We start from the raw sequence: 24,984 nt of genomic DNA, 5'->3' as shown, positions 1-24,984 counted from the left end.
TTCTATATGTACACCTTCAACCCGCGGATTGTTCAACAATCCACCCCCGATGTAGCCCCGCTACAGAACACCTGTGGGGAACCTGCGCGGCCTTCAGCGCGTCTTAACCGGACGCAATACATTCCGCCTGCCCACCCCCATCAGCACCGCCATCGATATTGCCCGCTACCACGGTTTTCAGAAAAGTCTCATCGCTATGGACTGGCTGCTTTCCATCTGTTAGCAATCGACCGCATGGGCCGCGGCCGCAATTGCGGCGTGGCCCGCGACGCCGCGCGTGCCGCAGCCTACAACTCCGATTCCCCCATGGAATCCCTGGTACGCGCAGAGTTTCTCGTGCGCGGCATCACCGGATGGCAGTTCCAGGCCCTCGTACCGCGCTACCGCGTCGACTTCCTTTTCGACGACTCCGTCATCCTCGAACTCGACGGCCACGTCAAGCACGCCGCAAACCCTCACCGCAGCCTCCTGCAGGAGCGCAAGCGCGAACGCGAGCTGACCAACCAGGGATACACCGTCTTACGGTACGGCTTCTTGGACGTCTTCCACCGCATGGGCGAGATTCTCGCCAGGATTGAGTTGGAGCGGACCCGTGCTCTCATCTGCTGGCAACACGTTACGCTAAGCTGAAGACATGGGTTGGCGTCCGGCTGACGATTTTACTCACTGGTTATTTCTGATGACTGTTTTTGACGCGATTGACCAGTACTACTGCAACTATGGTGAGCAGTATGAGGATGAAAAACCCGAGGATCGACTTGTTCGTGATGGCAACATAACCTGAAATTGCTAGCCCAAATAGTGCAATGACGATCGCATTGGGAGATACTTTATGCTTGTTCATTTATCCTCCTACGAACTTGGCCGTTAAGTACACTCGCTGCTACGAACCCGTCCGTTCCACGTGTAGTGGATTTTTATGCGATTATTGCATCTCTTGTGGTGGCTGAGGACTACTGTAGCCGCGGTGATGACGGCTTCAATGATGGTGCAGGCAGCCCACCCGACACCGGGAATGGCGCAGATGGCGGCCCCTAGTAGAAATCCAGATCCGCTGATGATCATGTCCTGCTCGAGAGGGGTGAACTCTACCCAGAAGCCCCCGTTTTCTCTCCCTCCACTCACATAGGGGGTGATGGCATGTGGATCTCTTAACGTCAGATCCATGTGCTCGAGGTCGAAAGTTACGGTGGAGTCTTTATTTACAGTTCGGGGAACATCCGAGTTGATCAGTTCTTCAAAAGCTTGATCCCTCTGCAACGGTTTGTTCTTGAAGCGCTTGAAGGGCCGTAGGTTCGTCCTTTTCTGCAGCGGAGGCTAGTCCCTGACCAGCAAAAAGGATAGCTATAGAAACTAGTGTCGCCAGTGTTTTTGACTGAGTTCTCATAGTGTTGCCAATCTCTTCGGGGTGGTGGCTCGCTTCTGAAGTTACATACTGTTCAAATTGTGTTCAATAGTTTTGGCGAACTGTTTTAGGGCATCTATCGCACCTCACGTGAGCAACACTTTTAATGGTTGATATCGACATGCTGGAGAACCAGCACAACCACAACGGGCATGCACATGCAGTCTGGGCGTTGACAACGCCATTCCCCGCATCGAGTACGCCAGACGCGGACCACTGGCATACGCCGCCGTAACCGTATGAAAGGTGAGATGAGATAGGTCGATTTCGACAGCTTTCTACAGAACTTGATTGACGATACTCCAGAAAGTGGTTGTCCACATACTTTAGGCATTGCTAAGCCTTTTCAAGGGAAACAGAAAGTCTTCATAGAGTAGGTCAAGAGCTAATTCCTCAGCGGTAAGTGACTAGTCGCTTTGCTAATCCTGCTTTAGAGGAAAGTCGGAAAAAGCGATGTCTCTGTCTTGAGGACAGAAATTGGGACCGTAAATGATGTCCAGAGAAATTACCCTGACCGCAAGAGCTATTTCCTTGCGGGCGAGAGACGGGGATTTGCCTTGGTGTACTCTGCGCTATCTTGAACGAGTCGAACGCGTGAAAACAGCTCACGACCGTCTCCCATCCGCGCGCCCAAGATGGGGATTACTACATTCCTGTTACTACCATCTACGAAAAACACCTACGGCTAACGCCACCCCATGGTCATGAGCAGGCCGAGGATCATGCCTGCGAAGCCGATGCCGTAGTTCCACGGGCCGAGCTCCGCGAGGAACGTCAGCTGGTCGCCGGCGATGTAGTAGAAGATGATCCAGCCGAGGCCGAGCAGCATCAGGCCGAACATGATGGTCTTGTACCAGATCGGGGTGCCGCCGGTGTTGATTTTGACCGGGGTGCGGGACACGCCGGTCGGGGTGGATACGGGGCGGTGGTCCTTGGTGATTTTTGCCTTTGGCATTGTGTCAGTCCTTTTCAAGCAAGTGCGGTGGCTATTCCAGCAATCAGGGTTTTTACCTTAGCAGGCGTTCGGCGTTGAACTGCCAGAGGTTGTAGCCGATGGCGGCGTCGCGGCGGACGGTGTCGCCGGCGGCGACTTCTTGGTGGCCGATGAGCCCATTGTCGACGAGGGCACCGGTCGGGACGGTTGGTCCTTCGACGAGGCGTCCGCTCCAGCCGACGTCGCGAAGGGTTTTGTCGGCGTCGGCTGGTTTCATGCGGGTGATGTTCGGCATGGTCATGAGCATGCCGTTGGAGACGCGCACTTCGACGGTGGTGCCCTTGGCTACCTCGGTGTTTTGGCCGGCGACGGCGATGACTTCGCCATCTGGGCGTTCGGAGTCGACCTTGTTCACGGTGACTTGCAGCCCCATGGAGCCGAGTGTGGCGGACGCCTGGTTCACGTTGACGCCGGTCAGGGACGGCACCTGGACCATTTCGGGGCCTTCGGACACGGTGACGGTCACCTTGGACCCCTTGGAGATCTGGGTGCCGGCGGCTGGGTGCTGGCTGATGATCTCGCCCTTCGGCACGTCCTCGCTCGCTTCTCGACGCAGCTCCGCATTCAGCTCCAGGTCTGCGTCTTCGAGGACCTTTGCGGCTTCTTGGGCGTCCATGTTGGTGACGTCGGGGACGTCGGTAAGCTCGCGTCCGGAAGACACGGTGACGGTGACGAGCGTGCCTCGTTGGAGTTCGGAGCCGGCGATCGGGTTGGTGTCGATGACGTTGCCGCGCTTGACGTCGGGGCTGGGTTCGTCGGAGACGGCGACCTGGAAGCCCAGGTTTTCGAGTTCGGCGACGGCTTCCGCGCGTGGTTTGTTGGCGAGGTCTGGGATGATGACCATCTGGGAGGTCTTGTTGGTCTCGCTGTTGTTGGGGGAGAAGTAGGAGTAGGCGAGCCAGCCGGAGGCGCCGATGATGGCGGCGCCGAGCCCGATTGCGAGCCACTTCATCCAGGTAGGGGTGGTGGTTTCGTGTTCGCGACGGTGGGCGGCGTAGCGCCCGGCCGCCCCGGCGCCAGCCCCAGCGCCGACCGCACCGGCGGCTGCTTTCTCCGGCAGCTGCCCGACGGGCCGGTCGGGGCGCGGCGCGCGGCGTGGCGCGTTGCCTTGGACCGTTTCGGAGACCATGGTGGCATCCTCGGCGTGGTCGCCGGCGGGGGCGGCGAGGTGGCTGCGGGCGGCGTTGGTTACGGCGCCGCGTTTGAGCAGGGCGAGGTCTTCGCCCATTTCGGTGGCGGTTTGGTAGCGGTCCGCCGGGTGTTTCGCCATGGCGGTGAGGATGACGCTGTCCAGGTTGACGGCTTCGTTTGGGGTGAGCGCGTTGTCGCCGCTGACGCGTTCGCTTGGTGGGATGGGGTCTTCTTGGACGTGCTGGTAGGCGACGGCGAAGGGCGATTCGCCTTCGAATGGTGGTTTGCCGGTGACGGCTTCGTACATGACGCAGCCGAGGGCGTAGATGTCGGAGCGGGCGTCGGCAGCTTTGCCGCGTGCCTGCTCGGGGGAGAGGTACTGTGCGGTGCCGATGACTGCGGAGGTTTGCGTCATGGCGGAGGTGGAGTCGTCCAGCGCGCGGGCGATGCCGAAGTCCATCACTTTCACTTCACCGGTGTTGGTGATCATGATGTTGGCCGGTTTGATGTCGCGGTGGATGATGCCGGCGTCGTGGCTGGCTTGCAGGGCGTGGGTGACGGGCAGGAGGAACGCCGCCGCTTTTTGGGGGCTCAGTGGGCCTTCAGCGCGTACGAGGTCTCGCAGGTTTTGCCCGGTGACGCGTTCCATGACGATGAAGGGGACGTCGACACCTGAGACTTCTTGGGTGCCTGTGTCGTAGACGGCGACGATGTTGGTGTGGTTGAGCCGCGCCGAGTTTTGGGCTTCTTTGCGGAAGCGTTCGCGGAAGTTTTCGTCGCGCGCCATGTCAATTTTGAGCATTTTGACGGCGACGTCGCGCCCCAGCACCGTGTCGGTGGCTGCGTAGACGTCGCTCATGCCCCCGGTGCCGATGACGGCGCCGAGTTCGTAGCGGTTGGCGATCGTTGTCATTTACGCGTTCCCTCCGAGGATGTTAGGCAGATTTGATAAGTCTAGTTCACCCAAGCCATTTTCCCCACCGCCCGGCTGGGGGCTGGGGGCCTGCGTCGTGGGCGCCTCATTATTTATCGACGTCCCCTCCGTCGGCTGCTGCGCCGGCGCGGAAGGCCGGGTGTGGGTCTGCCGCTGGGTCGGTTGCGTTGGCGTTTCGTCTTCGATGGTGAGCGTTGCCGGGGCGCTGCTGGGCCTGCTGTGCTCAGTGGGCGTGTCGGGCGCGTGCGTGGTTGGTTCCTCGGCGGGCGCTTCGTAGGTGGGCTCGGTTTCCACGGTGGTGGTTTGGGTGACCACGCTTTGGCGTGGGGCGGTGCTGCTTGGTGTGCTGCCGCCGAGGACGCCGTTGTTGAACGCCCAGGCCACGCCGCCGATGGCGGCGAGCGCGATCACACCGAGCACGATGCCGACCCAGTAGCCGGTGTTGCCGCGCCGCTGACCAGCGCCAGCGGGAGCTGGTGCCGGTGCCGGTTGGGCGGGGGCGGGCATGGCGGCGCGTGCCGGTGCCGGTGGCGGGGTGGGTCGACGCCGTGGCGCGGCGGGCCGCACGGTGGTGGGGCGGGACATGTCGGCAAGCATTTGGGTGGACGCGGTCGGGGAGGGTTCGACGGCGATGACGGCCGTGTCGCCTCCCGGGCGCGCCGGGCGGCGCCCCTGGCGGACCTGCTCGACGGCCAGCTGCATTTCGTTGCCGTCCCGGAAGCGCTGGGTGGGGTCTTTGCGTAGCGCCAGCTCGATGAGCTCGCGTGCTGGGGCGCTCACGCTGATGGGCAGCGCGGGCGGCTCGGCGGAGACGTGCGCGAGCGCCACGGAGACGGAGGAGTCCCCGGTGAACGGGCGTTTCCCTGCGAGCATTTCGTAGCCGACCACGCCGAGCGAGTACACGTCGGAGGCCGCCGTGACTTTCTTGCCTTGGGCTTGCTCGGGGGAGACGTATTGGGCGGTGCCCACGACCATCCCGGTGCGTGTCAGCGGCACGGCCGCGGCCGCCTTCGCGATGCCGAAGTCCGTAATCTTGATCTGCCCGTTTTGGGTGATCATGAGGTTGCCAGGCTTGATGTCGCGGTGCACCAGCCCCATGCGGTGGATGACGGCGAGGCCGTGCGCGGCCTGTTCGAGCACGTCAAGGGCCATGTCTTCTTTGAGTTGGCCTTCGCGCGCGATGAGGTCGGCGAGGGATTCGCCGCGGATGTATTCCATGGCGATGAAGCACATGGGGAATCCGCCCTCGGTGTCGATTTCGCGGTAGTCATACGTGGCGACCACGTTGGGGGAGTTGATCCCCTCCGCGGAGTTGGCTTCGTTGCGGAAGCGGGTGAGGAACTCCTGGTTGGCGGTGAATTCCGGCCGCAGCACTTTGAGGGCTACTTCGCGTTCGTGGCGGACGTCGTCGGCAAGCCAGACGGTGGACATGCCGCCGTGCCCGATGATCCATTGCAGCTGGTAGTCGGGCCCGATGAGCTTTTGTAGTTCTTCTTTGTTTTCGTAGTTCATCGCGCGTTGGTTCCTTCCTCATCAGCTGGCGCTGCGGGTGCCGCGTAGAGCACCGCGCGCCCGAGTGGTGCGGAGACTTGCCCGCCGGTCGCCCCGGTGCCCATGCCGCCACCATGCTTGACGACGACCCCCACCGCTACATCTTTCACCGGATCAAAGGCGACGTACCAGGTATGGGGTGCTGCGCCTTCGGCGTGTTCGGCGGTGCCGGTTTTGGATGCGAAGCCGTTGCCGTCGTAGCCCCAGGTGTCGCGTTCGGAGCCGAACATGAGGTCCTTAATGGTGTTGGCTTCCTCGGGGGTGATGGAGTCCGAAAGCATGTGGGGTTTCGCCGTCTCGATCTCCCGCAGGTCCGGGCTGAGCACCCGGTTGACCACGTAGGGCGCCATGCGGCGGCCCTCGTTGGCGACGGTGCCGGCCATCACGGCGGCCTGCAGGGCGGTCATGGTGACGTCGCGTTGCCCAATTGCGGACTGGCCAAGCTCGGCGTCGCCGGGCAGGTCGCCGAGCGAGCCGGCCGCGGTGGGCATGCCGAGGTCGTACTGCTCGCCAATGCCGAATCCGCGGGCGGCCTCACGCAGCGCGTCGGCGCCGACGGCCATGCCCATCTGCACGAACGCCGTGTTGCAGGACAGCGCGAAGGCGGTGCGCAGCGGCACCTGGCCACCCCCGGCGCAGGCCTGGCCCGCGTAGTTAGTCAGGGGCACGTTCGTGCCCGGCAGCGTGATCGACGGCGCGCCGGTCAGCGGACTTTCCGGCGTGTAGCCGTTGCGCAACCCGGCCGCGGTGGTGACGATCTTGAAGATCGAGCCCGGCGGCAGCTGGTCCTGCGTCGCGTGGTTGAGCAGCGGCTTGCCGGGGTTGTTGTTCACCTCGGCCCAGGCGCCTTCGGCGGTGTCCGGGTGAGAGATCGCGTTCGGGTCGTACGACGGCGTCGACGCCATCGCCAGCACCTGGCCGCTGGATGGGCGCAGCGCCACGATAGCGCCCTCGTAGTTCCGGTTCGAAAGCTGCTCGTAGGCCAGAGCCTGCAGGTGCGGGTCGATGCTCAGCTCAACCGAGTTGCCCACCACGTCCTGCTCTAGGCCGGTGCGCAGGAAGCGTGAGGACTTCCCGGAGCCCGCCCCGGTCAGCTGCCCGTTGTAGCCGGCCTCAATCTGCGAGGTGCCGAACTGGTCGGACACGTACCCCAACACCGGCGCAAAGGACCACGGCATGTTCGGGTAGGCGCGCTGGTAGGAGCCGTCCTCGAGCGGGTGGGACTCAGCCAACACCTGCCCGCCGGCACTGATCTGGCCGCGGTTGATCTGGCGCAGCTCCACCACGGTGCGCGAGTTCAGCGGGCTCTGCGCATACTTCTCCTCGCGGAAACCTTGCACCACGGTGAAGTTCACCAGCAGCGCCACAATCAGCAGCAGGGCAATGCCCGCGCCTAAACGGATGGACTTGTTCATCGTGCGCTCACCGCCTCCGGTGCCTGCGCACCCATCGCCGAAGTATCAAATTCCGCCGGTTTATTCGCCGCGTTCGAGATCCGCAGTAGCAACGCCAGCAGCACGTAGTTCGCCATTATCGACGAGCCACCAGCGGACAGAAACGGCGTGGTCAGGCCGGTCATTGGCAGCATCGCGGAAATACCTCCCGCGACCACGAAAATTTGGATAGCGATGGTCGTCGCTAAGCCTGCGGCCAACAACTTGCCGAACGTGTCACTGACCTGCAGCGCCGCCGAGTAGCCGCGGGTGATGAAGATGGCGAACAGGCACAGCACGCTCGCCACGCCCACGAACCCGAGCTCCTCACCGATCGCCGCCAGGATGTAATCCGAGTGCGCCACCGGCACCATCTCCGGGTGGCCGTAGCCCAACCCGGTGCCCGTCAGCCCGCCCCACGACAGGCCGAACAGCGCCTGCGACGGCTGGTAGCCCGTGGTGTCAAAGTTGGCCAGCGGGTCCATGAAGTTCGCGACGCGGTCCTGGATCTTCTCACTGACCTGGTACACCGCGTACCCGCCGATGGCCACCAGCCCCGCGCCGATCACCAGCCAGGACGTCCGTCCGGTGGCGAAGTACACCATGCCCAGCACCGTAGCGAAGAGCAGCAGGGCCGGGCCGAAGTCGTTCGACACCGCCATGATCGCAATCGCGAACGCCCACACCGCCAGGATCGGCGCCAGGTCGCGCAGGCGTGGGAAGCTCATCCCCAGCAGCGTCTTGCCCGCCACCGTGAACAGGGCACGCTTCTGCGCCAGCAGCTGGGCAAAGAACACCAGCAGCAAAATCTTCGAGAACTCACCCGGCTGAATCGAGAACGGGCCCAGCCAGATCCAGATCCGCGCATCCGCGAACCCGGGCGGTTGCGGCCACACCAGCGGCAACGCAAGCAGCACCAGGCCCAGTAGGCCCAGCAGGTAGGAGTAGCGGGCCAGCGCCTTATGGTCGCGCACAATTATCAGCGTGCACACCATCAGCACCACACCCACCAGGGACCACATCACCTGCCGCTCCGCCAACGGCGCATAGCCGGCGCGTTCCGCCAGGTCCAGGCGGTAAATCACCACCAGGCCAATCGCGTTCAGCAGCGATACCACCGGCAGCAACAGCTGGTCCGCGTGCGGGGCCGCAAGCGAAATCGCCACGTGGGCGATGGCGTACACGCCCACAAAACCGCCAACCAGGTAGAACATCTCCGTCGACATGGCGCGGCCCTGGCTCAGCTCCAGGCCGAACAGCATCAACAGCAGCAGCCCAGCCGAACACAGCAGCAGCAACAGCTCCTTCGCACGCCGAAACACACGAGACACCGCTACTTCACCTCCCGGCACGCGCCCTGCGGGGCATCCTTCGCAGCATCATTGTCGACGCACACCGGCAACGCCTCACCAGCCAACCGGTTCAAAATGCCCAACACGTCGTCGTACGTGCCGCCCTTGAAATTCTCGACGGTACGCAACTGGCTTTCCGGCAAATCATGCACACCGAAAATCACGCAGTCCTGCGGCACCGAGTTCGACGACACAATCTGCAACTTATTCTGCTCATTGATACACGCCCGCTGAATCACCTCGCGGCGCGGCTCCGTAAACAACGACGTCCCGACGGCGCGCTCAATCGCGAAGTCGCCGTCGTCGCCGTCAGTGCCTAAAAAATAGCGGTCGTTGAGCCTATCGTTCGTCCACAACACCGCCGCCAGCGACAACATCAGCACAATCGCCAACGCGGACAGCACCCACGGCCAAATGTTTATCTTGCGGCGAAACTGAGGGTCATCCTCCTCATCCGCCGACGCGTCACCCGCGCCGGGCTGCGACCCGGAACGGTTGCCCTCACGATCGTGGTTCGGTGGAATCGTCTCCGACTTCCGCATCAGCGCCGCAGCCCGCGACGCCGAGGAATCCGGGTGCGTCGACTCAAACTCCGGTGCCAACGCGCCCGCCAACGCAGGGGACGTCGGCAAGTCGGGGGCGTCCTCGCCTTCCGAGACCTCCACCACATCCGCGATGACCACCGTGATGTTGTCCGGCCCGCCCGAACGCAACGCCAGCTCAATCAGCCGCTGCGCCGCCACCGACGGCGTGCCCTGCGCAAGCGCCTCCCCAATCGTCGACGCCGTCACCGGGTCCGACAACCCATCCGAGCACAGCAGCACCCGGTCCCCCGCACGGACCTGAACCATCTCCAGGTGCGGCTCCACAGGGTTGCCCGTGTACGCCTTCAAAATCAACGACTTCTGCGGGTGGCTCGACACGTCCCCCGGGTCCAGCTTCCCCTCGTTGACCAGGGACTGCACGAACGTATCGTCCTCGGTGAGCTGGCGAAGCTGGCCGTCGCGAAGCAAATAGCCGCGCGAATCACCCACATGAATGAGGCCGAACTCGGCGCCGTTGAACATCAACGCCGTCAGCGTCGTGCCCATCCCCTCCTGCTCCGGGTGCTGCGCCACCGAACGCTCAATCGAAGCATTCGCATCGTCCGCAGCCGCCCCGAGCAGCGCCAACATGTCGGCGTCCTCCGGGTCGCGGTCCAGGTGCTCCATGTGGCTCACCATCAACTGCGAAGCGACCTCACCCGCGGCGTGGCCACCCATCCCGTCCGCGAGCAGCAGCAGATGCGGGCCCGCGTAGGCGGAATCCTCATTGTTTCCACGCACCAGACCCTTGTCCGATGCCGCCACATAATTCAACCGCAGCGTCATGGCATCAACCTCACAATCGTGCGCCCCATCTTGATATTCGTCCCCACCGACACCCGCTCCGGCTGGTCAATGCGCATACCCTGCACAAAGGTGCCGTTGCGGGAGTCCAGGTCCTCAATGAACCAGTCGCTGCCACGGCGAAACAGTCGCGCGTGCCGCGAGGACGCAAAATCGTCCCCAAGCTGGAAGTCATTATCCGGCGAGCGGCCCAGCGTCACATGCTCCACACTCGCAATCTCCATGTGCGAGCCCTGCAGCGGCCCCTCAACGACCGCAATCTGCCGGACCTTCTCACGCGACTGCAGCGGTTTCCCCGCCTGCTTCACTTGTCGACGCCCAGTTCCACCCACCTCACGCACATTCTTCCGCTGCACCCACAACACCAGCAGAATGAACAGCCAGAGCAGCGCGAGCAGCCCGAAGCGTGCGCTCAGGATCACCGCGGAATCCAACAAAGGAACTCCTTCAAATCGGGGCTTGTTCAGCCTGTTGTGCCGTTAGGCCTGAAAAAATTCTGTCTGAGGGTGCGACGCCGCATCCGTGTAGCGCGGCGCGCCCTCCTCCGGGTCCGGCGTCGCCGGGGTCGACGCCCTCGGCTCCACAATGCGCACCTCGATGTGGGAATGGCCCAGGGTGATCACGTCACCGTCGGCAAGCATCCAGTTCTCCACCGGCTCATCATTCACCGTCGTACCGTTCGTCGACTGCAAATCGACCAACACCGCAACCTGGCCATCCCACGTAATCTCCGCATGCTGCCTCGACACACCCGTGTCCGGCAGGCGGAAATCCGCATCATTCGAACGGCCCAAAATATTCGAGCCCTCATGCACCAAGTAAGTGCGCGACGACCCGTCCTGCAACAGCAGGCTCACAGTCGCTTCGCCACCCTCCACCGGCGTCATCGTATTTGGCTCATGCATGTGATCCTCCTGATCCCGGTTTGCCGCATGACGGTGCCTACCGCCCTTCGACCGCTTCGTAGGCTCCGCCACAATGGCATCAAACCCACTCGCGACCTCCGGCTGCGGATCAATATAAGAACTGACCCGCAACTGGCCCGTACGCAGCCCTGACTCCTCCGCGATCCGCACAACCGCCGGCCCATCAAAGAACCAACCCTGATTGCGCACATACCGCGTCAGTTGTTCCGCGAGGTGCACCGGCAGGTCACGGTCTTGCGACAAGTTCTCCAAATCCTTCGAAGAAACACCGACTGCAAACACATTCGGCACCACGAACTCGTCATGGTCAGTCACCACAACAGAGTCTTGCGCCTCCTGCTTCAACAGCTCCTCGATCTCAGCCGGAACCACCTTGCCGCCAAACAGTGCCGCCATCGAATTATCCAGGCCACGCTGCAACGAACTGTCCAGTTTTGCCAATCGATCCATGACTCCCATCCGCATGCACCTCCTTTCTTTAACCCCGTTAGTATAGGTGCGCATTCCGACACAACCTAGCGTGAAACACCTTTATGCCCAATGACATGCGGATTTGGCACTTCTCTATGTAAGGGTGTTATATTGTTCCAGTGCCCGCCCGGGTGGCGGAATTGGCAGACGCGCTGGCTTCAGGTGCCAGTGTTCGCAAGAACGTGGGGGTTCAAGTCCCCCCCCGGGCACAAACGGACCGGCCCTCCTTCGGGAGGGCCGGTTCTTTTTGTGTTTGTGCTGTGCCTAGGGCGGGTTAAGGGTCAAAATGTGTGTCTGGCTCGGCGTGTCGCTGGGGTTAGATTTGGCCTTTTTGGATGCCGATTGAGTGGGTGTACTCGGTGTCGATACCGTTGTCGTAGAGGGCTGGTCGTCCTGTTTCGTGGTCGGCTTGGTTCTCGGTGTGGGTCAGGATGGATACTTTGGCGAGTTGGTCCTGGCCCCAGTGGGACTGTCTGGCGATGCGTAGTGGATCGTCGGGCAGTTCTGTTTTTAGGTACAGCCACCAGTCCAGCATTTTGCGCTGGTGTTCATTTGTTCTGCCCCGGTGAGCACGCGCAATCTCTTTCAGGCGAGCGTTAATCCCGCCTTCAAGACTGTTGGTCGTAGATTTGATGCGGGCAGGTTCTAAGACGCCTTTAGGTTGATTGATGTAGACAAAGAGCATGCCTTGGCGCCATAGATGGTTCAGACTGTTGTAGGCCTTTCGCACGTTGGAATGTGTCCATACCCATGTCCAATTTCCTGTATCAGGGTCTTTAACCCTGGTCCTCTCGTCCATCCACCTGCGGTAGACAGTGTTGAAGTTATGGAGCAATACACCCCAGTCAGCTACCTCTTCTTTAGTTCGCACTCGGGTGAGTTTCAGCGCTAGCGTGTAGATAGCTTTGCCGGCATCAGTGCGCGGACGTGAGGTTGTATAGCGGCGAACTACACGCTGTGCGTGGACGAGGCAACGCTGCACATGTGTTGTTGACCAGCAGGTTTTTATTGCACTTGCTGTTCCTTGCCCGCCATCTGTCGTTGCGATTAACGGGGCGGGGATGCGTTCGAGCAGGCGTGTGTAATCGGGAGCGGTTTCGTGTTTGCACCAGTGCCAAGCAACAACATGATCGAGGGTGGAAGCTACAATCAAGCATCCGCCAGCGGTGTAGGTACCGTCGAGAAATATCTGGTCATAGACTCGGCCTGTATGTGCCACGGTGGGATCCGGTACGTCAATAAGCCAGCACCATGTAAATCTGCGCTTCATAGTGGAATGGCTTACATTGTTGCGTTTAGCCAGTGCAGTTAGCGAGATTGTGGTGGTGCAATGCTCGATAAAATCCGCAAAAATTCTAGCGTTGGTGACGTCGGGGCGACGTTTGATGCCTGATGCCCCACAGGCTTTACATCGCCATCGTGTGGTTCCTTTGCTGGTAGTTCCGTTGCGTTTCATGTCGCCGCCGCAGTGGCAGCGTGGTCGATTCTTCGGCATCAAGCCACCACACCACCAGGGCCTACCACATCCAGGTAGAAACACCGGGGATTTACCGTCAAGGACAGCGATATACGGTCGTGAAGCCTATACTTTCAACAATCACACTGGACAGTGACTATAAATCGCCGATCCCAGACACACTTTCTGACCCTTAACCCCCTGATCTGCCGCGGTGGGTTCTGGCGAGCAGTTTGAGCTGGGCGTTGATGCCGCCTTCTAAGCTGTTGGTGGTGGATTTGATCCGCTCGGGCGCAAGGACTCCTGCTGGCGGGTTGAGGTAGACAAACAGCATCTCGGACCGCCAAAGATGGTTGAGGCTGTTGTAGGCCTTGCGCACGTTGTGGTGGGTCCACACGCGGGTCCATGCACCTGTTTTGGGGTCTTTGATCATGGTTTTCTCGTTCATCCATTCCCGGTAGATCGTTGAAAACTCGTGCAGTTGCACACCCCACGCGGCGGCTTCATCCAGTGTGGTGATCCGGGTCAGTTTCAGCGCAAGTCGGTAGATGGTGCGCCCGGCATCGGTGCGTGGGTTGGTGGTGGTGTAGCGGCGGACCACGCGTTGGGCGTGGACGAGGCAGCGTTGAATTTTCGTAGTCGGCCAGCACTTTTTGATTGCGCTGTATGCGCCTTGGCCGCCGTCGATGACGGCGATGAGTGGGGCTTCGATGCGTTCAAGCAGCAGTTGGTAGTCGCGGGTGGTTTCGTGTTTGCACCAGTGCCAGGCGATCACGTGGTCGATGGTCGCCGCGACGATCAGGCAGCCACCGGCGGTGTAGGTGCCATCGAGAAATACCTGGTCGTAGATCCGCTTGTGGTGGCCGGCGGTGGGGTCAGGCACATCAACGAGCCAGCACCACTTGAAGCGCCGCTTCATGGTGGCGCGGCTAACACCGTTTCGTTTGGCTAGGTCGTCGAGTGATATTGCGGTGGTGCAATGCTCGATGAACTGGGTGAACACTGCCGCGTTGGTGATGTCGTTTCGACGTTTGACGCTGGAGGCGCCGCATTGTTTGCAGCGCCATCTGGTGGTGCCTTTGCTGGTGGTGCCGTTGCGTTTCATTTCACCGCCGCAGTGGCAGCGTGGTTGGTTCTTCGACATTGCGACACCACACCACGCCGCGCATAGCACATCACGGCTGCCACACCGAGGATTTCCCGTCGGGGGCTAGATATATGCTTCCGGAGCATATACTTTCCGGAAACCTACAGGTCAATCCGTGAAAATCCGCGATTCCGGACACACTTTTTGACCCTTAACCCCCCTTTCATGGCTGCGTCGGTGGGGTGAGTGACAAAAGACGCAACCCGAATTGGCCCATCCATTTAAAGCGCCAGGGCAGAAAAGTGCTAGATAATTATCGATGTCAGATTTGTCACTCCTGCGAGTGGGCTGTGCACCACAATCCCGGTTTTCAACAAACCTGCGTGGCGTTCCCCTAGGTCGCGAAAATGCCGACACGGAATCTGGTGGAAAGTTCCAGATGGAGCGTCCGCGCCCCATATCAGCAGCGCACACCTAGTAAGGTGAGCTGCAGTATTGTTGCATATCCCTGAAGGAAGCCCCTCATGACGAATCCGTACCAGCCCGACGACACCCACCCCGGCACTGACGAGTGGGCGTCTCAGCAACAGCAGCCACAACAGCAGTACCAGCAACCGTACTACCAACAGCCATACCAGCCACAGCCTCCGTACCAGCCGCAGCAGCAGAAGAGCAATACTGGCCTGGTGGTGGCGCTGTCGGTGTTGGGGACGTTGGTGTTGTTGGCGCTGGCTGGAGCGGTGGCGTTTTTGTTCGTGCGTTCCGATGGGTCGAATAGGGAGCAGCAGGATCCGGTGATCGTGACGGAGATTGAGACGGTCGCGCCAGAAAGCCAGAACGGCCAGAACGGCCAGAACAACCAGGGCAGCAAGCCTAACGTGAACCGGCGTGAGCCGATGGGGTCGAGTGCGGGGTTCTCGAACGCGACGGCAGAGACCGGGAATACGTCGTCGGAGTTCGCGGGCAACGTGTTGGCTGTATTTAATGAGCGGGCTGCGGCCACGGGTGAGTTCCCTGGCTCGTTGAGCGTGTATAGCCCGGTGACGGGGCAGACGTACACGATGTCGTGCTGGCCGGCGGGTGGGGGCGCCCGGTGCCAGGGCGGTAATAATGCGTCGGTGTATCTGTACTGATGGCGTTGTATCCTCGCCCGTTGTCGGTGGGCGATCATGTGCGTGTGGTGGCTCCGGCGCGTTCGTTGGCGTATGTGGAGCAGGGGCCGGCGGGTCGTTTTGTGGCTGAGTTGGCGACGCGCCGGTTGGAGGAGCTTGGCCTGTCGGTGAGTTTTGGGGCGAATGTGCGGGTGTCGGACATGTTTTGGTCCGCGCCGGGCAAGTTGCGGGCTGAGGATCTTATCGACGCCTACTCCGACCCATCCGTCGACGGCATCATGAGCGTGATCGGCGGCTTTACCAGTAACGAGATTCTGCCTCACCTGGATTTTGATGTGATTGCGGAGCATCCGAAGTTTTTGTGTGGGAATTCGGATGTGTCGGCGTTGGCGAATGCGGTGTATGCGAAGACGGGCCAGGTGGTGTACGTGGGTCCGCATTGGTCGACGTTGGGGATGCGTGATTTCGGGGAGGTGACGCGGGATGCGTTTGTGCAGGCGGCGTTTACGGACGGGCCGATCGTGTGGGAGCCGGGGGACTGGTTCACGGACGATGACTGGTTTATTAACCAGGATGGTCGGGTGCAGGAGTCGGATGATGGCTGGTGGGTGATCCAGGAGGGCCTCGCTGAGGGGATTGCGCTTGGGTCGAATTTGGGCACGTTGGGGTTGTTGTCGGGCACGGAGTTTATGCCGTCGTTGAATGATGCGGTGCTGTTTGCGGAGGTGACGGGGAAGTACACGGTGATGGATTTCCGGCGTGAGTTGGTGTCGTTGTTGCAGGCCCCGGATGGTCACGGGATTGAGGGGTTGGTGATTGGGCGTTTCCAGACTGCGAGCCGTGTCACGAGGTTGATGGTGGAGGAGATGGTGGCGTCGATACCTGAGTTGAGGGGGAAGCCGGTTGTGGCGAACGCATCGTTTGGGCACACGAACCCCTTGTTGACGTTCCCGGTGGGCGGCCGTGTGGATGTTTCGGTGGAGGGGGGAGAGGCGTCGATTAGCTTTCCTCGGGTGTAGCTTGTTGCTATGACTGATTCGACGCCAAGTCAGCGCTGGACTTTCTTTGCAGTGATATCGCTCGGTCTGCTGATGATCGGGCTGGATAATTCAATTCTGTATACGGCGATGCCGGAGCTCAACGAGCAGCTGCACACCACCCCGACGCAGGGCTTGTGGATTATTAACGCCTACCCGCTGGTGCTGGCGGGGCTGCTGCTGGGCACGGGCACGCTGGGCGACAAGCTGGGGCACCGCCTGATGTTCATTGTGGGGCTGGTGGTGTTCGGGGTGGCGTCGTTGGCGGCGGCGTTTGCGCCGTCGGCGTGGCTGCTCGTGGGTGCGCGCGGGCTGCTCGGTATGGGTGCTGCGGTGATGATGCCGGCGACGCTCGCGCTGATCCGGTTGACGTTTTCGGACGAGCGGGAGCGCAACACCGCGATCGGCATTTGGGGGTCGGTGGCCGTGGTGGGCGCGGCGCTGGGTCCGCTGGTCGGCGGCGCGTTGTTGGAGGCGTTCTGGTGGGGCTCCGTCTTCCTTATTAATGTGCCGATCGTGCTCATCGCGCTGGGCCTGACGTTCTGGCTGGCCCCGGAGAACATGCCGAACCCGGCGAAGTACTGGGACTTCATTTCCTCGGTGTACGCACTGTTCGCGCTGTCGGGCCTGACCATGGCTATCAAAGAATTGGTGAACCCGAACTCCGGCTGGTCCCTGTTCGTGGTGGCGGCGGTGCTGTGCGTCGTCGGCGCGGTGTTGTTCGTGCGCCGGCAGGGCAAGCTTTCGGACCCGCTGCTCACCTTCGACATTTTCAAGTCCCGCATGTTCACGGGTGGTGTCGTCGCCGCAGCTGGCGGCATGTTCTTCATGGCCGGCGCCGAGCTGATGACCACGCAGAAGCTCCAGCTTGTCGACGGCTTCTCCCCCCTCCACGCCGGTGCCACCATCATCGCGATGGCGGCGGCGGCGATTCCGGCGTCGACACTTGGGGGTGCCTACCTGCACAAGATTGGCTTCCTGCCACTGATTGGCGGCGGTTTTCTGGGCGCCGCTGCGGGTGCCGCGGCCCTGATTTGGGGGTCGGATGCGGGCAGCCTCGGCATCGAGATCGCGGCGCTGGCCGTGATGGGTTTTTCGGCGGGCTCGGTGATGAGCGTGTCCTCCATCGCGATTATTGGCGCGGCGCCGCTGCACCGCTCCGGCATGGCGGCGGGCGTCGAGGAGGTCTCCTACGAGTTCGGAACCCTGGTCACCGTCGCGCTGACCGGCTCGCTGCTGCCGGTGTGGATGGTGCGCAACCTGCCCGCTGAGCTGCAGTCTCTCGGCATGGACGCAATTTACGACGCCTCCACCAACGCCCTTGCCGCCCCCGCCTACGCCGGGGCGTACCACAACGTCCTCGTGATGATCGCCTGCGCGGCCCTGTTCTTCGGCGCGGTGACCTGGTGGTGCTTCCACGACAACCCGAAGTCTGGCGACGCGAAGGTGGTGGCTTAGATGAGCGCGCGCACGTGGCATAGGAAGGCGTCCAAGCCGGTGAGCATCTGGATGTGGGTGTTCATCCTGATCGGGCTGACGCACACGCTGTTCCCCGAACCATCGTGGCTACTGATTCACATCTTCACGCTCGGGATTGTGGCGAACTCGATTGTGCTGTGGAGCGTCAACCTGACCGAACGTTTCCTGCAGCAGCGCCTTCCCGAGGAGGCGCGCCCCGCCCAGTTGTGGCGCACCTGGATCCTGAACGCGGGCGTCGTGTTGGTGCTCGTGGGCCAGGTCGTGGCCAGCTGGTGGGAGCTGCACTGGCTGGTCACCTGGGTCGGCGGGTGCCTGGTGGCCGGTGCGGTGCTGTGGCACGCGGTGGTGCTCGCCCGGCTGGTGCGTGACGCCGGACCGGAGAAGCGGCACCGACCCGCCGCGATTGGGTACGTGGCGTCGGCTGCCTGCCTGCTGGTAGGGGTGTGCTTCGGCGCGGCCCTATCGATGGGCCTGCCTGGCACCTGGCAGGAGCAGATCCGCCAGGCGCACCTGTTCACTAACGTTGGCGGCTTTGTGGGCTTGGCCGCGATGTCGAGCCTGAGCGTGCTGTTCCCAACGATGTGGAGGATCAACGGTATGCGCGACCGCACCCGCGTGGCCATTTGGGGCGCGGTGGCCGCGATTGTCTGCGCCGTCTTCGGCGCGCTGCTGGGGATCTCGCAGGTGGTCGCGGTTGGTGCGTTCGTCTACGTCGGCGCGTGGCTGTGGCTCTTCCAGGGGTTCCTGGTCAACGTTATCGACGTCCTGCGTGACCCACGCGACCGCATCACCTACCCGGGCCTCTCCGTCTTCGTGGCGATGTTCTGGCTGATCGGCACGATGCTCTGGTACGCCGTGGGGCTCGTGCAGACCGTCCCGGAGATCCCCACGCTGGCGCTCCTGCTCGGCTTCGTAGCGCCGCTGCTGATCGGCACGATGAGCTACCTGCTGCCCACCACGATGGGCGGCGGGCCGAAGGCGGTGCGCGCCGGGCTGCTCGAACTGTCCCGGGGCACCTACTTCCGGGTCGTGCTGTACAACCTCGCGCTAACGGTGTGGCTGGTGACGGAGCAGTCCTGGCTGCGGGTGGTGATGAGCCTGCTCGTGTTCGCCGTGCTGGTGGCGTACCTGCCGCTGCTGCGCAGGGCGGTGAAGGCGCAGGTGGCGGTGCTGCGGGGGCAGCGCGAGGCTCCCGTGGCGGGCGCCCACGTGGAGCGCCCCGCTGGGCAGTCCGCCCTGGCGCTGGCGCTGGTGGCCGCTGTGGTGGCGGCCTTCGGCGGGATCGCCTGAGACGGATCGCCTGAGCCGGCTCTCTTAGGGCGTGACCACGAACTGGCCGCGCTGTCCCTTTTCGGCGTCGGTCATCTGGTGGTTCACGAAGGTGTAGGTGCCGGGTTCGTCGAAGGTCATCTCGACGAACCCGCCCTGGGCAGCGAGGAGCCCGAGCGCCTGTGAGCCGGTATCTGTGGCATTTCGGATCTGGTATTGGCCTTCCTTGAATACGGTGTCGAAGATTTCGCCGACTACGTGGAAGCTCAGGGGGTTGTCGGGGCCAACGTTGAAGAGCCACACCCGGACGGTATCGCCGACCCGGGCCGGGATCGGACGCTGCTGGTATTGGTTGGGGTAGCCGTTGAACGCGGTGAGGTCGTAGAGCCCGGCGGCGACTCGCTCGGGGTCGGCGCCGTCCTCGCCGATGAAGATCTCGTGCGAGAGTAGGACGTATTCGGCGTCGACAGGCGTGAGGTCCGGTGGGTCGATGACGACGGCGCCGAACATCCCGTTGGCGATGTGCAGGCTCATCGGCATGGTGGCGCAGTGGTACATCCAGATTCCGTACCGGCGGGCCTCGAACTCGTACGTGAGCGATTCGCCCGGGGCGATCTGGGCCATATTCGTATCGGGGTTGACTTCACCGGCGTGGAAGTCGATGGAGTGCTCCATTGTTCCGTCGTTAACGATGGTGATGCGGAACAGGTCACCGACGCGCCCACGCAGTACGGGCCCTGGCATTTCCCCGTCGAAGGTCCACACGGGTTGGGTGACGCCGGGCGCGACTTGGCGCTCGCCTTCGGTGACGTGCCAGGTATGTTCGTGGACCGTTTCTGCGGGCGCGGGCGGCAGCGCCGGGTCGCGGTAGACGAGGCCGGAGTCAGGCCCGTCGGCGGCGACTACCGGTCTGGGCGCGGCGTTCGGCGTTGCACCCGGGCTCGCGGACCCGACGACGACGTCGAACACCATCCCCATTGCCTTGTGCCCGGCGATCGTGCACCAGCCCTGCGTGGACTCGGTGAAGACGCCGAAGTCGTGGACGACGGTGTCGCCGGGGTCGATGCGACCGGTGTATTCGGTGCCCAGCTTGAGGTCGTGCTGTTGGTTGTCGGAGTTGGTGATGGTGAGGATGAGGCGGGTACCGGAGGGGACGTCGATACGATTTGGCGTGAATGCCATGCCTTGGATGTCGACGTCGAGCGTGGTGGCGCCGCTGGCGTCGAGCGGTTCTGCGGCGCGGTCGTCGCCTGCGGTCGAGCTCAACGCGCTGAACGCCACCACGAGTGCCACGAATACGGCGATGATGCCCCACGCTAGGCCGTCGGAGGTCTGCCCTTTTTTATTCACGGGCTCGATCGTAATAAATATGGTTCGGAATAGGGAAAATCGGGAATTTAAGCTTTAAGCGTATCGTCATCTGACTTTCTTCCTTAAGCCCCCATCTGCAAGAAGACAGTTTAAAAGCCCTGGGAGCATGCCTTCAGCAGAGACCCGATCCAGGGCATTCGTTATATAGTGTACAGTTAACACATGGTATCTGCAAGCGAACTTGTGCGCGATGGCATCCTTCCTGCCCCAAGGTTTGCCCCTTACCTGCAAGAGTCTTTGGGTGACGACAAAAATGCGGACCACCTCTACGAATGGCATGCCAGGATGTGATGCTGGTCTATGCGCTTTCTTAGATGAGTGTATAACCCCACGACATTAGGGGGTCGCTCGCCCGCATGATTGATGCTGACTTAGCCCCTGTGTTGGTGGCCAACCGTGAAGTTCCGGGTGTTATAGCAAGAAAGCGTGGACTAGTCTCTTAGCTACGTTCTTTCATTTAATACGGCCTGAAATAGGGAAAATCGGCAATTTCGGTTTAAGCTGGTGAAGAGCTCTGACCGAAGGAGGACACGTGGATTCGGCGACCCCGCCTCAACCGACGACGGACCTGATGGCCCGCGCAGCTGAGTTGAGCGTGAAACAGCGCGAGGTATTGGACCGGCTCGCTATGTATCCGCACGGTGCGCAGGTCAACGACATTGCCAAGGGGATGGGGATGCACCCCAACACGATCCGTGGGCACTTGGAGGAGCTGCTGTCGCGGGATCTGATCAGTGTCACGACGGCCCCGTGCGAGGGCCGTGGCCGCCCGAGCAAGATTTTCCACACGCGTACCCCGCAGCACTCGATGGTGACACGGGAGTACATCGGTCTGGTGAGGACGATGGCGGAGTGCCTCACGGAGGGCGATGAGGAGAAGGCGAAGGAGATTGGTCGCCTGTGGGCGCGCCAGACGCACGACGGCCGCGAGATGCAGGCGGGCTCCACAAGGTCGAGCCAGCTCAGCGCCCTCATCACCATTTTGCGGGACCTCGGCTTCGACCCTTCCTACCCGAATCCGTCCGGCAATATCAGCCTCAACGCCTGCCCGTTCACGTCGGTGGGCGTGAGCGCGCCGAGTTCCGTCATCTGTGCCCTGCACGCCGGTTTCCTGGAGGAACTCAGTGGCGGCATGATGCACAGATTGGTGCCATACAGCCGCCCATCGCAGTGCGAGATCGAACTATGATTATCGACGACGCGACCGTCCCCCTGCCTACCGCAGTACTCATGCGCCGTACCGCCGAGTTGAGCCCGAAGCAGCGCGAGGTGTTGGATGCGCTCGATTCCTTCCCGGAGGGCGCCCTGCTCAGTGAGCTGGGCAAGGAGATGGGCATCCACGTCAACACCGTGCGCGGGCATATTGATGAGCTGGCGGAACGTGGGTTGGTGGGCTGGCGTGTGGCCAGCCGCTCCACCCGCGGTCGCCCCTCGCACGTGTACCACGTGCGCACCCCGCAGCAGCACGCGGTGATGGATGAGTACGTCGCCCTCGTCGAGACGCTCACGGAGACGCTGGCCGGTGATGACCTGGACGCCGCCCGCGATTTTGGGCGCGCGTGGGCGCGCCGCAGCGCTGACCGTTTCGGGGAACCATCGGAGGATTTCGAGGAGGTGGCCGCCACGGTGCTGCGCTCCTTGCGCGAGATGGGGTTCGACCCGCTCGTCCGCGAGGTCGACGGCGACGCCTCGGTGGAGGTCGGCCTGCAGGCCTGCCCGTTCGTCGCAGCCGACGGCACCCGGCCCGCAGCCACGATCTGCGCACTACACCAAGGGTTTATCGACGCCACCATCGGCCCCCACCACCTCGACTTCATGCCGTTTGACGAGACGGGGCAGTGCGGGGCCCGGCTGGTTAACCGATCAGCCAGTCGTTCGGACTAAATAGTTCGAAGTACACGTTCGCTGGGGCTAGTTCGGCCAGGTCGTCGCGGATGGACTGCAGGAAGCCTTCGCCACCACACAGGTACACATCGGCGCCGGAAACATCCAGGTCAGCGACGTTGAGGCGTTCACCTTCGGCACGGAAGTAGGGGTGCAGGGAGGCGTCGTCAAGCTTCTCGACGAGCATCCGCATCTCATCCGCCTGCGCCCACGACTCCTGAGATTCGTCGACATGCGCGACGGTGACCTTGCGTGGCGAGCCTTCTGCTGCGAGGTGCCCCAAAATGCCGGTCATTGGCGTGGACCCGATGCCGGAGGAGATCAGCACCACCGGGTTCGTGCCGGTCTGCAGCACCAGGTCACCGGCGGCGAGCGTGGCGTCGACGGTGTCGCCGACGTTGACGTTGTCGCGCAGGAACGTGGAGACTTCGCCCTCGGTTTCCACGGCGATTCGGTAGTGGGAGGCGTCGCCTTCGATGATGGAGTACTGGCGCAGCTGGCGCGCCCCATCCGGCAGCTTCACGCCGACCGACGTGTACTGGCCCGGGCGCGCCGCAGTCAAGTTGCCTTCCAAGGTGTAGGCGTAGACGGTGTCGCTGAGCTGGGTTTTCTCCGTGACGGTGGCGGTGCGGAACACATCGCCGGGCTCAACGTCGTCCGATTCGTAGAGCTTGCCCTCGTGCTTGATCAGGACGTCGGCCATCAGCCAGTACACCTTGTCCCAGGCCTCCGCGACTTCCGGGGTGACGGCGTCGCCAAGCACTTCGACGATCGCGGCCATCAGGTTGTCATGGACGATCTGGTACTGGTCCGCCGTGATGCCCAGCGAGACGTGCTTGTGCGCGATGCGGTCCAGCATCATCACTGGGTCCGGCGCGTCGGGGTCCACCAGCTGCGTGGCGAACGTCGCCACCGACGCCGCCAGCGCCTTCTGCTGCGCGCCCTGCTTCTGGTTGCCGCGGTTGAACGTGTCGGCGATGAGCTCAGGGTGGGCGGTGAACATCTTGTTGTAGAAGGTCTTCGTGATCGTCTGGATGTTCGCGCCGACCGGCGGGAGCGTCGCCTTGATGATCTCGGCGTGCTCGTCGCTCAGGTATGCCTGCTTCGGATTCGGTTTCTCGTCAATGAACATAAACACGAATATACCCGTGTTTATTCGGTTGTCCTACATACCACCCAACATCCCACATGTGGGATGTTATGTGGGATGTTATGTTGCGCGGTAGCGCTGGCGGGGGCTCTTGTGAGGCTCTGTTCGCTCCGCCTCTCCGGCGTCTACCAGGCGGTTGAGTGCGTTTTGGACCGCTGTTCGGCTCAGCTGTGTCTCCGCCACGAGTTCGGTAGTGGACCAGGGCTCCTTAGTGGTAGGAAGGTCTTCTACCTGCATGGACTCAACATACCACCCAACATCCCACATGTGGGATGTTATGTGGGAAGTAAGCTGGTCGGCATGCCAACTCCAGTGCCCGCGTACCTCGATAAGATCCTTGACCTCGTCCGCGACGACGACGCCGGCGAGCTCGCCGACTACATCGAGTCGCTGCGCACCGCCGACCCGGACAAGCTCGGCCTCGCCGTGTGTACCACGTCCGGCCACCTCTACTCCGTCGGCGACGACAGCTACGAGTTCTCCATCCAGTCAATCTCGAAGCCGTTCGTGTACGCCCTCGCGCTCGAGGAACTCGGCGCCCAAGAAGTACACAAGATTGTGGGGGTTGAGCCCTCAGGGGAGGCCTTCAACGCCATCTCACTTGACGACGCCACCAACCGCCCTTCAAACCCCATGATCAATGCGGGCGCCATCGCCGTGAACCAGCTCATCAACGGGGCGGATTCGAGCGTCGAAGACCGCGTCGAAAAGATTCGGTCGTTCTTTTCCCGACTTGCGGGCCGCGAGCTGCGCATCGACCAACATATCCTCGAGGACGAGCTCGCCACCGCACACCGCAACCTGTCCATCGCACACCTGCTCCGCGAGTTCGGCATGGTCCAAGACCAAGCCCACGACGCCGTGAACTCCTACACGCAGCAGTGCTCCATCCTGGTCACCGTCCGCGACCTCGCCGTCATGGCCGCCACCCTGGCGAACGGCGGCGTCCAGCCGATCACCGGCGAACGCATCATGTCCGCCAAAGCCAGCCGAGTCACCCAAGCCGTGATGACGTCCGCCGGCATGTACGACGGCTCCGGCCGCTGGATGGTCAACGTGGGCATCCCCGCCAAGTCAGGCGTGGCCGGTGGCCTCATCGGAACGATGCCGGGGCAGCTCGGCATCGCGTCACTCAGCCCGCGCCTGGACAAGCAGGGCAACTCGGTACGCGGCGTGAAGATCTTCCGCGAGCTGTCCGAATCCCTCGGCCTTAACCTGATGAGCGCCGACTATTACGCGGCGCCCGGTATCCGGACGGTGGATCGTCGAGAAGCAAAAACTGTCGTTGAGCTCCAAGGTATGATCAATTTCACCGCCGCCGAGAAAATCCTCCACGACCTCGGCGAATACCGCCTCGCCGGCAACCGCCTGGTGCTCGACGTCTCCCACGTCACCTCCTTCAACAAAGCCGGACGCCTGCTGATCAAGGAAGGCATCAAGCAGATCCGCGACCAAGGCTTCGACGTCTCCATCTACGACCCCGACGGCGCCATGCCCGACTACGAATTCTCCGACGGCACCAAATTCCGCGCCGTCAAAGACTTCTCCACCTCC

Annotated in this window: 20 protein-coding genes, 1 tRNA gene and 2 pseudogenes; 10 read left to right on the top strand and 13 right to left on the bottom strand. The window is 62.2% G+C overall.

Features of this window, described 5'->3' with window-relative positions; translation table 11 throughout:
- The first annotated feature begins 234 nt into the window (after positions 1-234).
- On the top strand, positions 235-630 hold the full coding sequence (locus BJP07_RS11225) for an endonuclease domain-containing protein (RefSeq protein ID WP_071566719.1): 396 nt from the start codon (positions 235-237) through the stop codon (positions 628-630).
- A 40-nt stretch (positions 631-670) separates the two neighbouring features.
- Here the strand turns inward: BJP07_RS11225 and BJP07_RS11220 are convergent, their stop codons facing one another.
- The gene (locus BJP07_RS11220) at positions 671-844 is read right to left on the bottom strand and encodes a hypothetical protein (RefSeq protein WP_177222536.1); all 174 of its coding nucleotides are present in this window, start codon (positions 842-844) and stop codon (positions 671-673) included.
- A gap of 667 nt (positions 845-1,511) precedes the next feature.
- Between BJP07_RS11220 and BJP07_RS11490 the strand changes: the two genes are divergently transcribed.
- The gene (locus BJP07_RS11490; RefSeq protein WP_255365938.1) at positions 1,512-1,640 is read left to right on the top strand and encodes a hypothetical protein; all 129 of its coding nucleotides are present in this window, start codon (positions 1,512-1,514) and stop codon (positions 1,638-1,640) included.
- A gap of 450 nt (positions 1,641-2,090) precedes the next feature.
- On the opposite strand, the gene crgA is transcribed toward BJP07_RS11490, so the two are convergent.
- The 8 genes from crgA to BJP07_RS06640 are packed head-to-tail and all read right to left on the bottom strand — an operon-like array spanning position 2,091 to position 11,573.
- Entirely contained in the window at positions 2,091-2,360 is a 270-nt protein-coding gene (gene crgA / locus BJP07_RS06675; RefSeq protein WP_070363346.1) for a cell division protein CrgA, read from the bottom strand.
- A 52-nt stretch (positions 2,361-2,412) separates the two neighbouring features.
- Positions 2,413-4,443: a Stk1 family PASTA domain-containing Ser/Thr kinase gene (pknB, locus tag BJP07_RS06670; RefSeq protein ID WP_071566717.1), complete on the bottom strand. Its 2,031-nt coding sequence runs from the start codon at positions 4,441-4,443 to the stop codon at positions 2,413-2,415.
- Positions 4,444-5,976 (bottom strand): serine/threonine-protein kinase, encoded by a 1,533-nt coding sequence (locus BJP07_RS06665; RefSeq protein ID WP_071566716.1) that lies wholly within the window; start codon positions 5,974-5,976, stop codon positions 4,444-4,446.
- Positions 5,973-7,430, bottom strand: a complete 1,458-nt coding sequence (locus BJP07_RS06660; protein WP_071566715.1) for a penicillin-binding transpeptidase domain-containing protein — start codon at positions 7,428-7,430, stop codon at positions 5,973-5,975. The genes BJP07_RS06665 and BJP07_RS06660 overlap by 4 nt, the downstream gene beginning before the upstream one ends.
- Entirely contained in the window at positions 7,427-8,779 is a 1,353-nt protein-coding gene (locus BJP07_RS06655) for an FtsW/RodA/SpoVE family cell cycle protein (RefSeq protein WP_071566787.1), read from the bottom strand. The genes BJP07_RS06660 and BJP07_RS06655 overlap by 4 nt, the downstream gene beginning before the upstream one ends.
- 2 nt (positions 8,780-8,781) lie before the next feature.
- Positions 8,782-10,170: a PP2C family serine/threonine-protein phosphatase gene (locus BJP07_RS06650; protein WP_071566714.1), complete on the bottom strand. Its 1,389-nt coding sequence runs from the start codon at positions 10,168-10,170 to the stop codon at positions 8,782-8,784.
- Positions 10,167-10,622: an FHA domain-containing protein gene (locus BJP07_RS06645; RefSeq protein WP_071566786.1), complete on the bottom strand. Its 456-nt coding sequence runs from the start codon at positions 10,620-10,622 to the stop codon at positions 10,167-10,169. The genes BJP07_RS06650 and BJP07_RS06645 overlap by 4 nt, the downstream gene beginning before the upstream one ends.
- A 45-nt stretch (positions 10,623-10,667) precedes the next feature.
- Positions 10,668-11,573 carry a DUF3662 and FHA domain-containing protein gene (locus tag BJP07_RS06640; RefSeq protein WP_083584137.1) on the bottom strand — a complete coding sequence of 302 codons (906 nt, stop codon included), beginning with the start codon at positions 11,571-11,573 and terminating at the stop codon, positions 10,668-10,670.
- A 137-nt stretch (positions 11,574-11,710) separates the two neighbouring features.
- On the opposite strand from BJP07_RS06640, the gene BJP07_RS06635 reads away from it, so the two are divergent.
- Positions 11,711-11,794: transfer RNA gene (locus BJP07_RS06635), tRNA-Leu, on the top strand.
- Positions 11,795-11,901: 107 nt separating this feature from the next.
- Here the strand turns inward: BJP07_RS06635 and BJP07_RS06630 are convergent.
- Together BJP07_RS06630 and BJP07_RS06625 are read right to left on the bottom strand one after the other, a co-directional pair.
- Complete coding sequence (locus BJP07_RS06630; protein WP_071566713.1) at positions 11,902-13,080, bottom strand: IS1249 family transposase; 1,179 nt, start codon at positions 13,078-13,080, stop codon at positions 11,902-11,904.
- 160 nt (positions 13,081-13,240) lie between these two features.
- Positions 13,241-14,185 (bottom strand): annotated as a pseudogene (locus tag BJP07_RS06625) (IS256-like element IS1249 family transposase); the annotation flags it as partial.
- Positions 14,186-14,652: 467 nt separating this feature from the next.
- Here BJP07_RS06625 and BJP07_RS06620 point away from each other — a divergent pair.
- From BJP07_RS06620 to BJP07_RS06605, 4 genes are read left to right on the top strand one after another with little or no spacing between them, the layout of a single operon-like run.
- Positions 14,653-15,261, top strand: coding sequence for a hypothetical protein (locus BJP07_RS06620; RefSeq protein WP_071566712.1), 609 nt, complete (start codon positions 14,653-14,655; stop codon positions 15,259-15,261).
- Positions 15,261-16,259 (top strand): S66 peptidase family protein, encoded by a 999-nt coding sequence (locus BJP07_RS06615; RefSeq protein WP_071566711.1) that lies wholly within the window; start codon positions 15,261-15,263, stop codon positions 16,257-16,259. Before BJP07_RS06620 ends, BJP07_RS06615 begins: the two co-directional genes overlap by 1 nt.
- A 9-nt stretch (positions 16,260-16,268) precedes the next feature.
- The gene (locus tag BJP07_RS06610; protein WP_071566710.1) at positions 16,269-17,735 is read left to right on the top strand and encodes an MFS transporter; all 1,467 of its coding nucleotides are present in this window, start codon (positions 16,269-16,271) and stop codon (positions 17,733-17,735) included.
- On the top strand, positions 17,736-19,046 hold the full coding sequence (locus tag BJP07_RS06605; protein WP_083584135.1) for a hypothetical protein: 1,311 nt from the start codon (positions 17,736-17,738) through the stop codon (positions 19,044-19,046). It begins immediately after the preceding gene.
- A 24-nt stretch (positions 19,047-19,070) separates the two neighbouring features.
- Here BJP07_RS06605 and BJP07_RS06600 read toward each other — a convergent pair whose 3' ends face one another.
- Complete coding sequence (locus BJP07_RS06600) at positions 19,071-20,375, bottom strand: multicopper oxidase domain-containing protein (protein ID WP_255365937.1); 1,305 nt, start codon at positions 20,373-20,375, stop codon at positions 19,071-19,073.
- Positions 20,376-20,928: 553 nt separating this feature from the next.
- Here BJP07_RS06600 and BJP07_RS06595 point away from each other — a divergent pair.
- Together BJP07_RS06595 and BJP07_RS06590 are read left to right on the top strand one after the other, a co-directional pair.
- On the top strand, positions 20,929-21,585 hold the full coding sequence (locus BJP07_RS06595) for a metalloregulator ArsR/SmtB family transcription factor (protein ID WP_083584133.1): 657 nt from the start codon (positions 20,929-20,931) through the stop codon (positions 21,583-21,585).
- Entirely contained in the window at positions 21,582-22,280 is a 699-nt protein-coding gene (locus BJP07_RS06590; RefSeq protein WP_083584132.1) for a metalloregulator ArsR/SmtB family transcription factor, read from the top strand. Before BJP07_RS06595 ends, BJP07_RS06590 begins: the two co-directional genes overlap by 4 nt.
- Here the strand turns inward: BJP07_RS06590 and BJP07_RS06585 are convergent.
- Positions 22,252-23,412 (bottom strand): globin domain-containing protein, encoded by a 1,161-nt coding sequence (locus tag BJP07_RS06585; RefSeq protein ID WP_071566708.1) that lies wholly within the window; start codon positions 23,410-23,412, stop codon positions 22,252-22,254. The two genes, BJP07_RS06590 and BJP07_RS06585, sit on opposite strands and share 29 nt — an antisense overlap.
- Positions 23,413-23,730: 318 nt before the next feature.
- Between BJP07_RS06585 and BJP07_RS06575 the strand changes: the two are divergent.
- Positions 23,731-24,972, top strand: a pseudogene (locus BJP07_RS06575) (glutaminase); the annotation flags it as partial.
- Between the last annotated feature and the right edge of the window lie 12 nt (positions 24,973-24,984).

The organism is Corynebacterium sp. NML130628 (assembly GCF_001875665.1).
GTDB lineage: Bacteria > Actinomycetota > Actinomycetes > Mycobacteriales > Mycobacteriaceae > Corynebacterium.
The sequence above is the reverse complement of the archived record's forward strand: the minus strand, read 5'-3'. Positions and strand labels throughout refer to the sequence as shown.

What these genes read in the sequence shown, in the direction of transcription:
- BJP07_RS11490 (WP_255365938.1), top strand. Translation starts at nt 1,512, where the DNA reads ATGGTTGATATCGACATGCTGGAGAACCAGCACAACCACAACGGGCAT.
- BJP07_RS11220 (WP_177222536.1), bottom strand. Translation starts at nt 844, where the DNA reads ATGAACAAGCATAAAGTATCTCCCAATGCGATCGTCATTGCACTATTT.
- BJP07_RS06660 (WP_071566715.1), bottom strand. Translation starts at nt 7,430, where the DNA reads ATGAACAAGTCCATCCGTTTAGGCGCGGGCATTGCCCTGCTGCTGATT.
- BJP07_RS11225 (WP_071566719.1), top strand. Translation starts at nt 235, where the DNA reads ATGGGCCGCGGCCGCAATTGCGGCGTGGCCCGCGACGCCGCGCGTGCC.
- BJP07_RS06640 (WP_083584137.1), bottom strand. Translation starts at nt 11,573, where the DNA reads ATGGGAGTCATGGATCGATTGGCAAAACTGGACAGTTCGTTGCAGCGT.
- BJP07_RS06610 (WP_071566710.1), top strand. Translation starts at nt 16,269, where the DNA reads ATGACTGATTCGACGCCAAGTCAGCGCTGGACTTTCTTTGCAGTGATA.
- BJP07_RS06630 (WP_071566713.1), bottom strand. Translation starts at nt 13,080, where the DNA reads ATGCCGAAGAATCGACCACGCTGCCACTGCGGCGGCGACATGAAACGC.
- BJP07_RS06650 (WP_071566714.1), bottom strand. Translation starts at nt 10,170, where the DNA reads ATGACGCTGCGGTTGAATTATGTGGCGGCATCGGACAAGGGTCTGGTG.
- pknB (WP_071566717.1), bottom strand. Translation starts at nt 4,443, where the DNA reads ATGACAACGATCGCCAACCGCTACGAACTCGGCGCCGTCATCGGCACC.
- BJP07_RS06590 (WP_083584132.1), top strand. Translation starts at nt 21,582, where the DNA reads ATGATTATCGACGACGCGACCGTCCCCCTGCCTACCGCAGTACTCATG.
- BJP07_RS06605 (WP_083584135.1), top strand. Translation starts at nt 17,736, where the DNA reads ATGAGCGCGCGCACGTGGCATAGGAAGGCGTCCAAGCCGGTGAGCATC.
- BJP07_RS06585 (WP_071566708.1), bottom strand. Translation starts at nt 23,412, where the DNA reads ATGTTCATTGACGAGAAACCGAATCCGAAGCAGGCATACCTGAGCGAC.
- BJP07_RS06620 (WP_071566712.1), top strand. Translation starts at nt 14,653, where the DNA reads ATGACGAATCCGTACCAGCCCGACGACACCCACCCCGGCACTGACGAG.
- crgA (WP_070363346.1), bottom strand. Translation starts at nt 2,360, where the DNA reads ATGCCAAAGGCAAAAATCACCAAGGACCACCGCCCCGTATCCACCCCG.
- BJP07_RS06615 (WP_071566711.1), top strand. Translation starts at nt 15,261, where the DNA reads ATGGCGTTGTATCCTCGCCCGTTGTCGGTGGGCGATCATGTGCGTGTG.
- BJP07_RS06665 (WP_071566716.1), bottom strand. Translation starts at nt 5,976, where the DNA reads ATGAACTACGAAAACAAAGAAGAACTACAAAAGCTCATCGGGCCCGAC.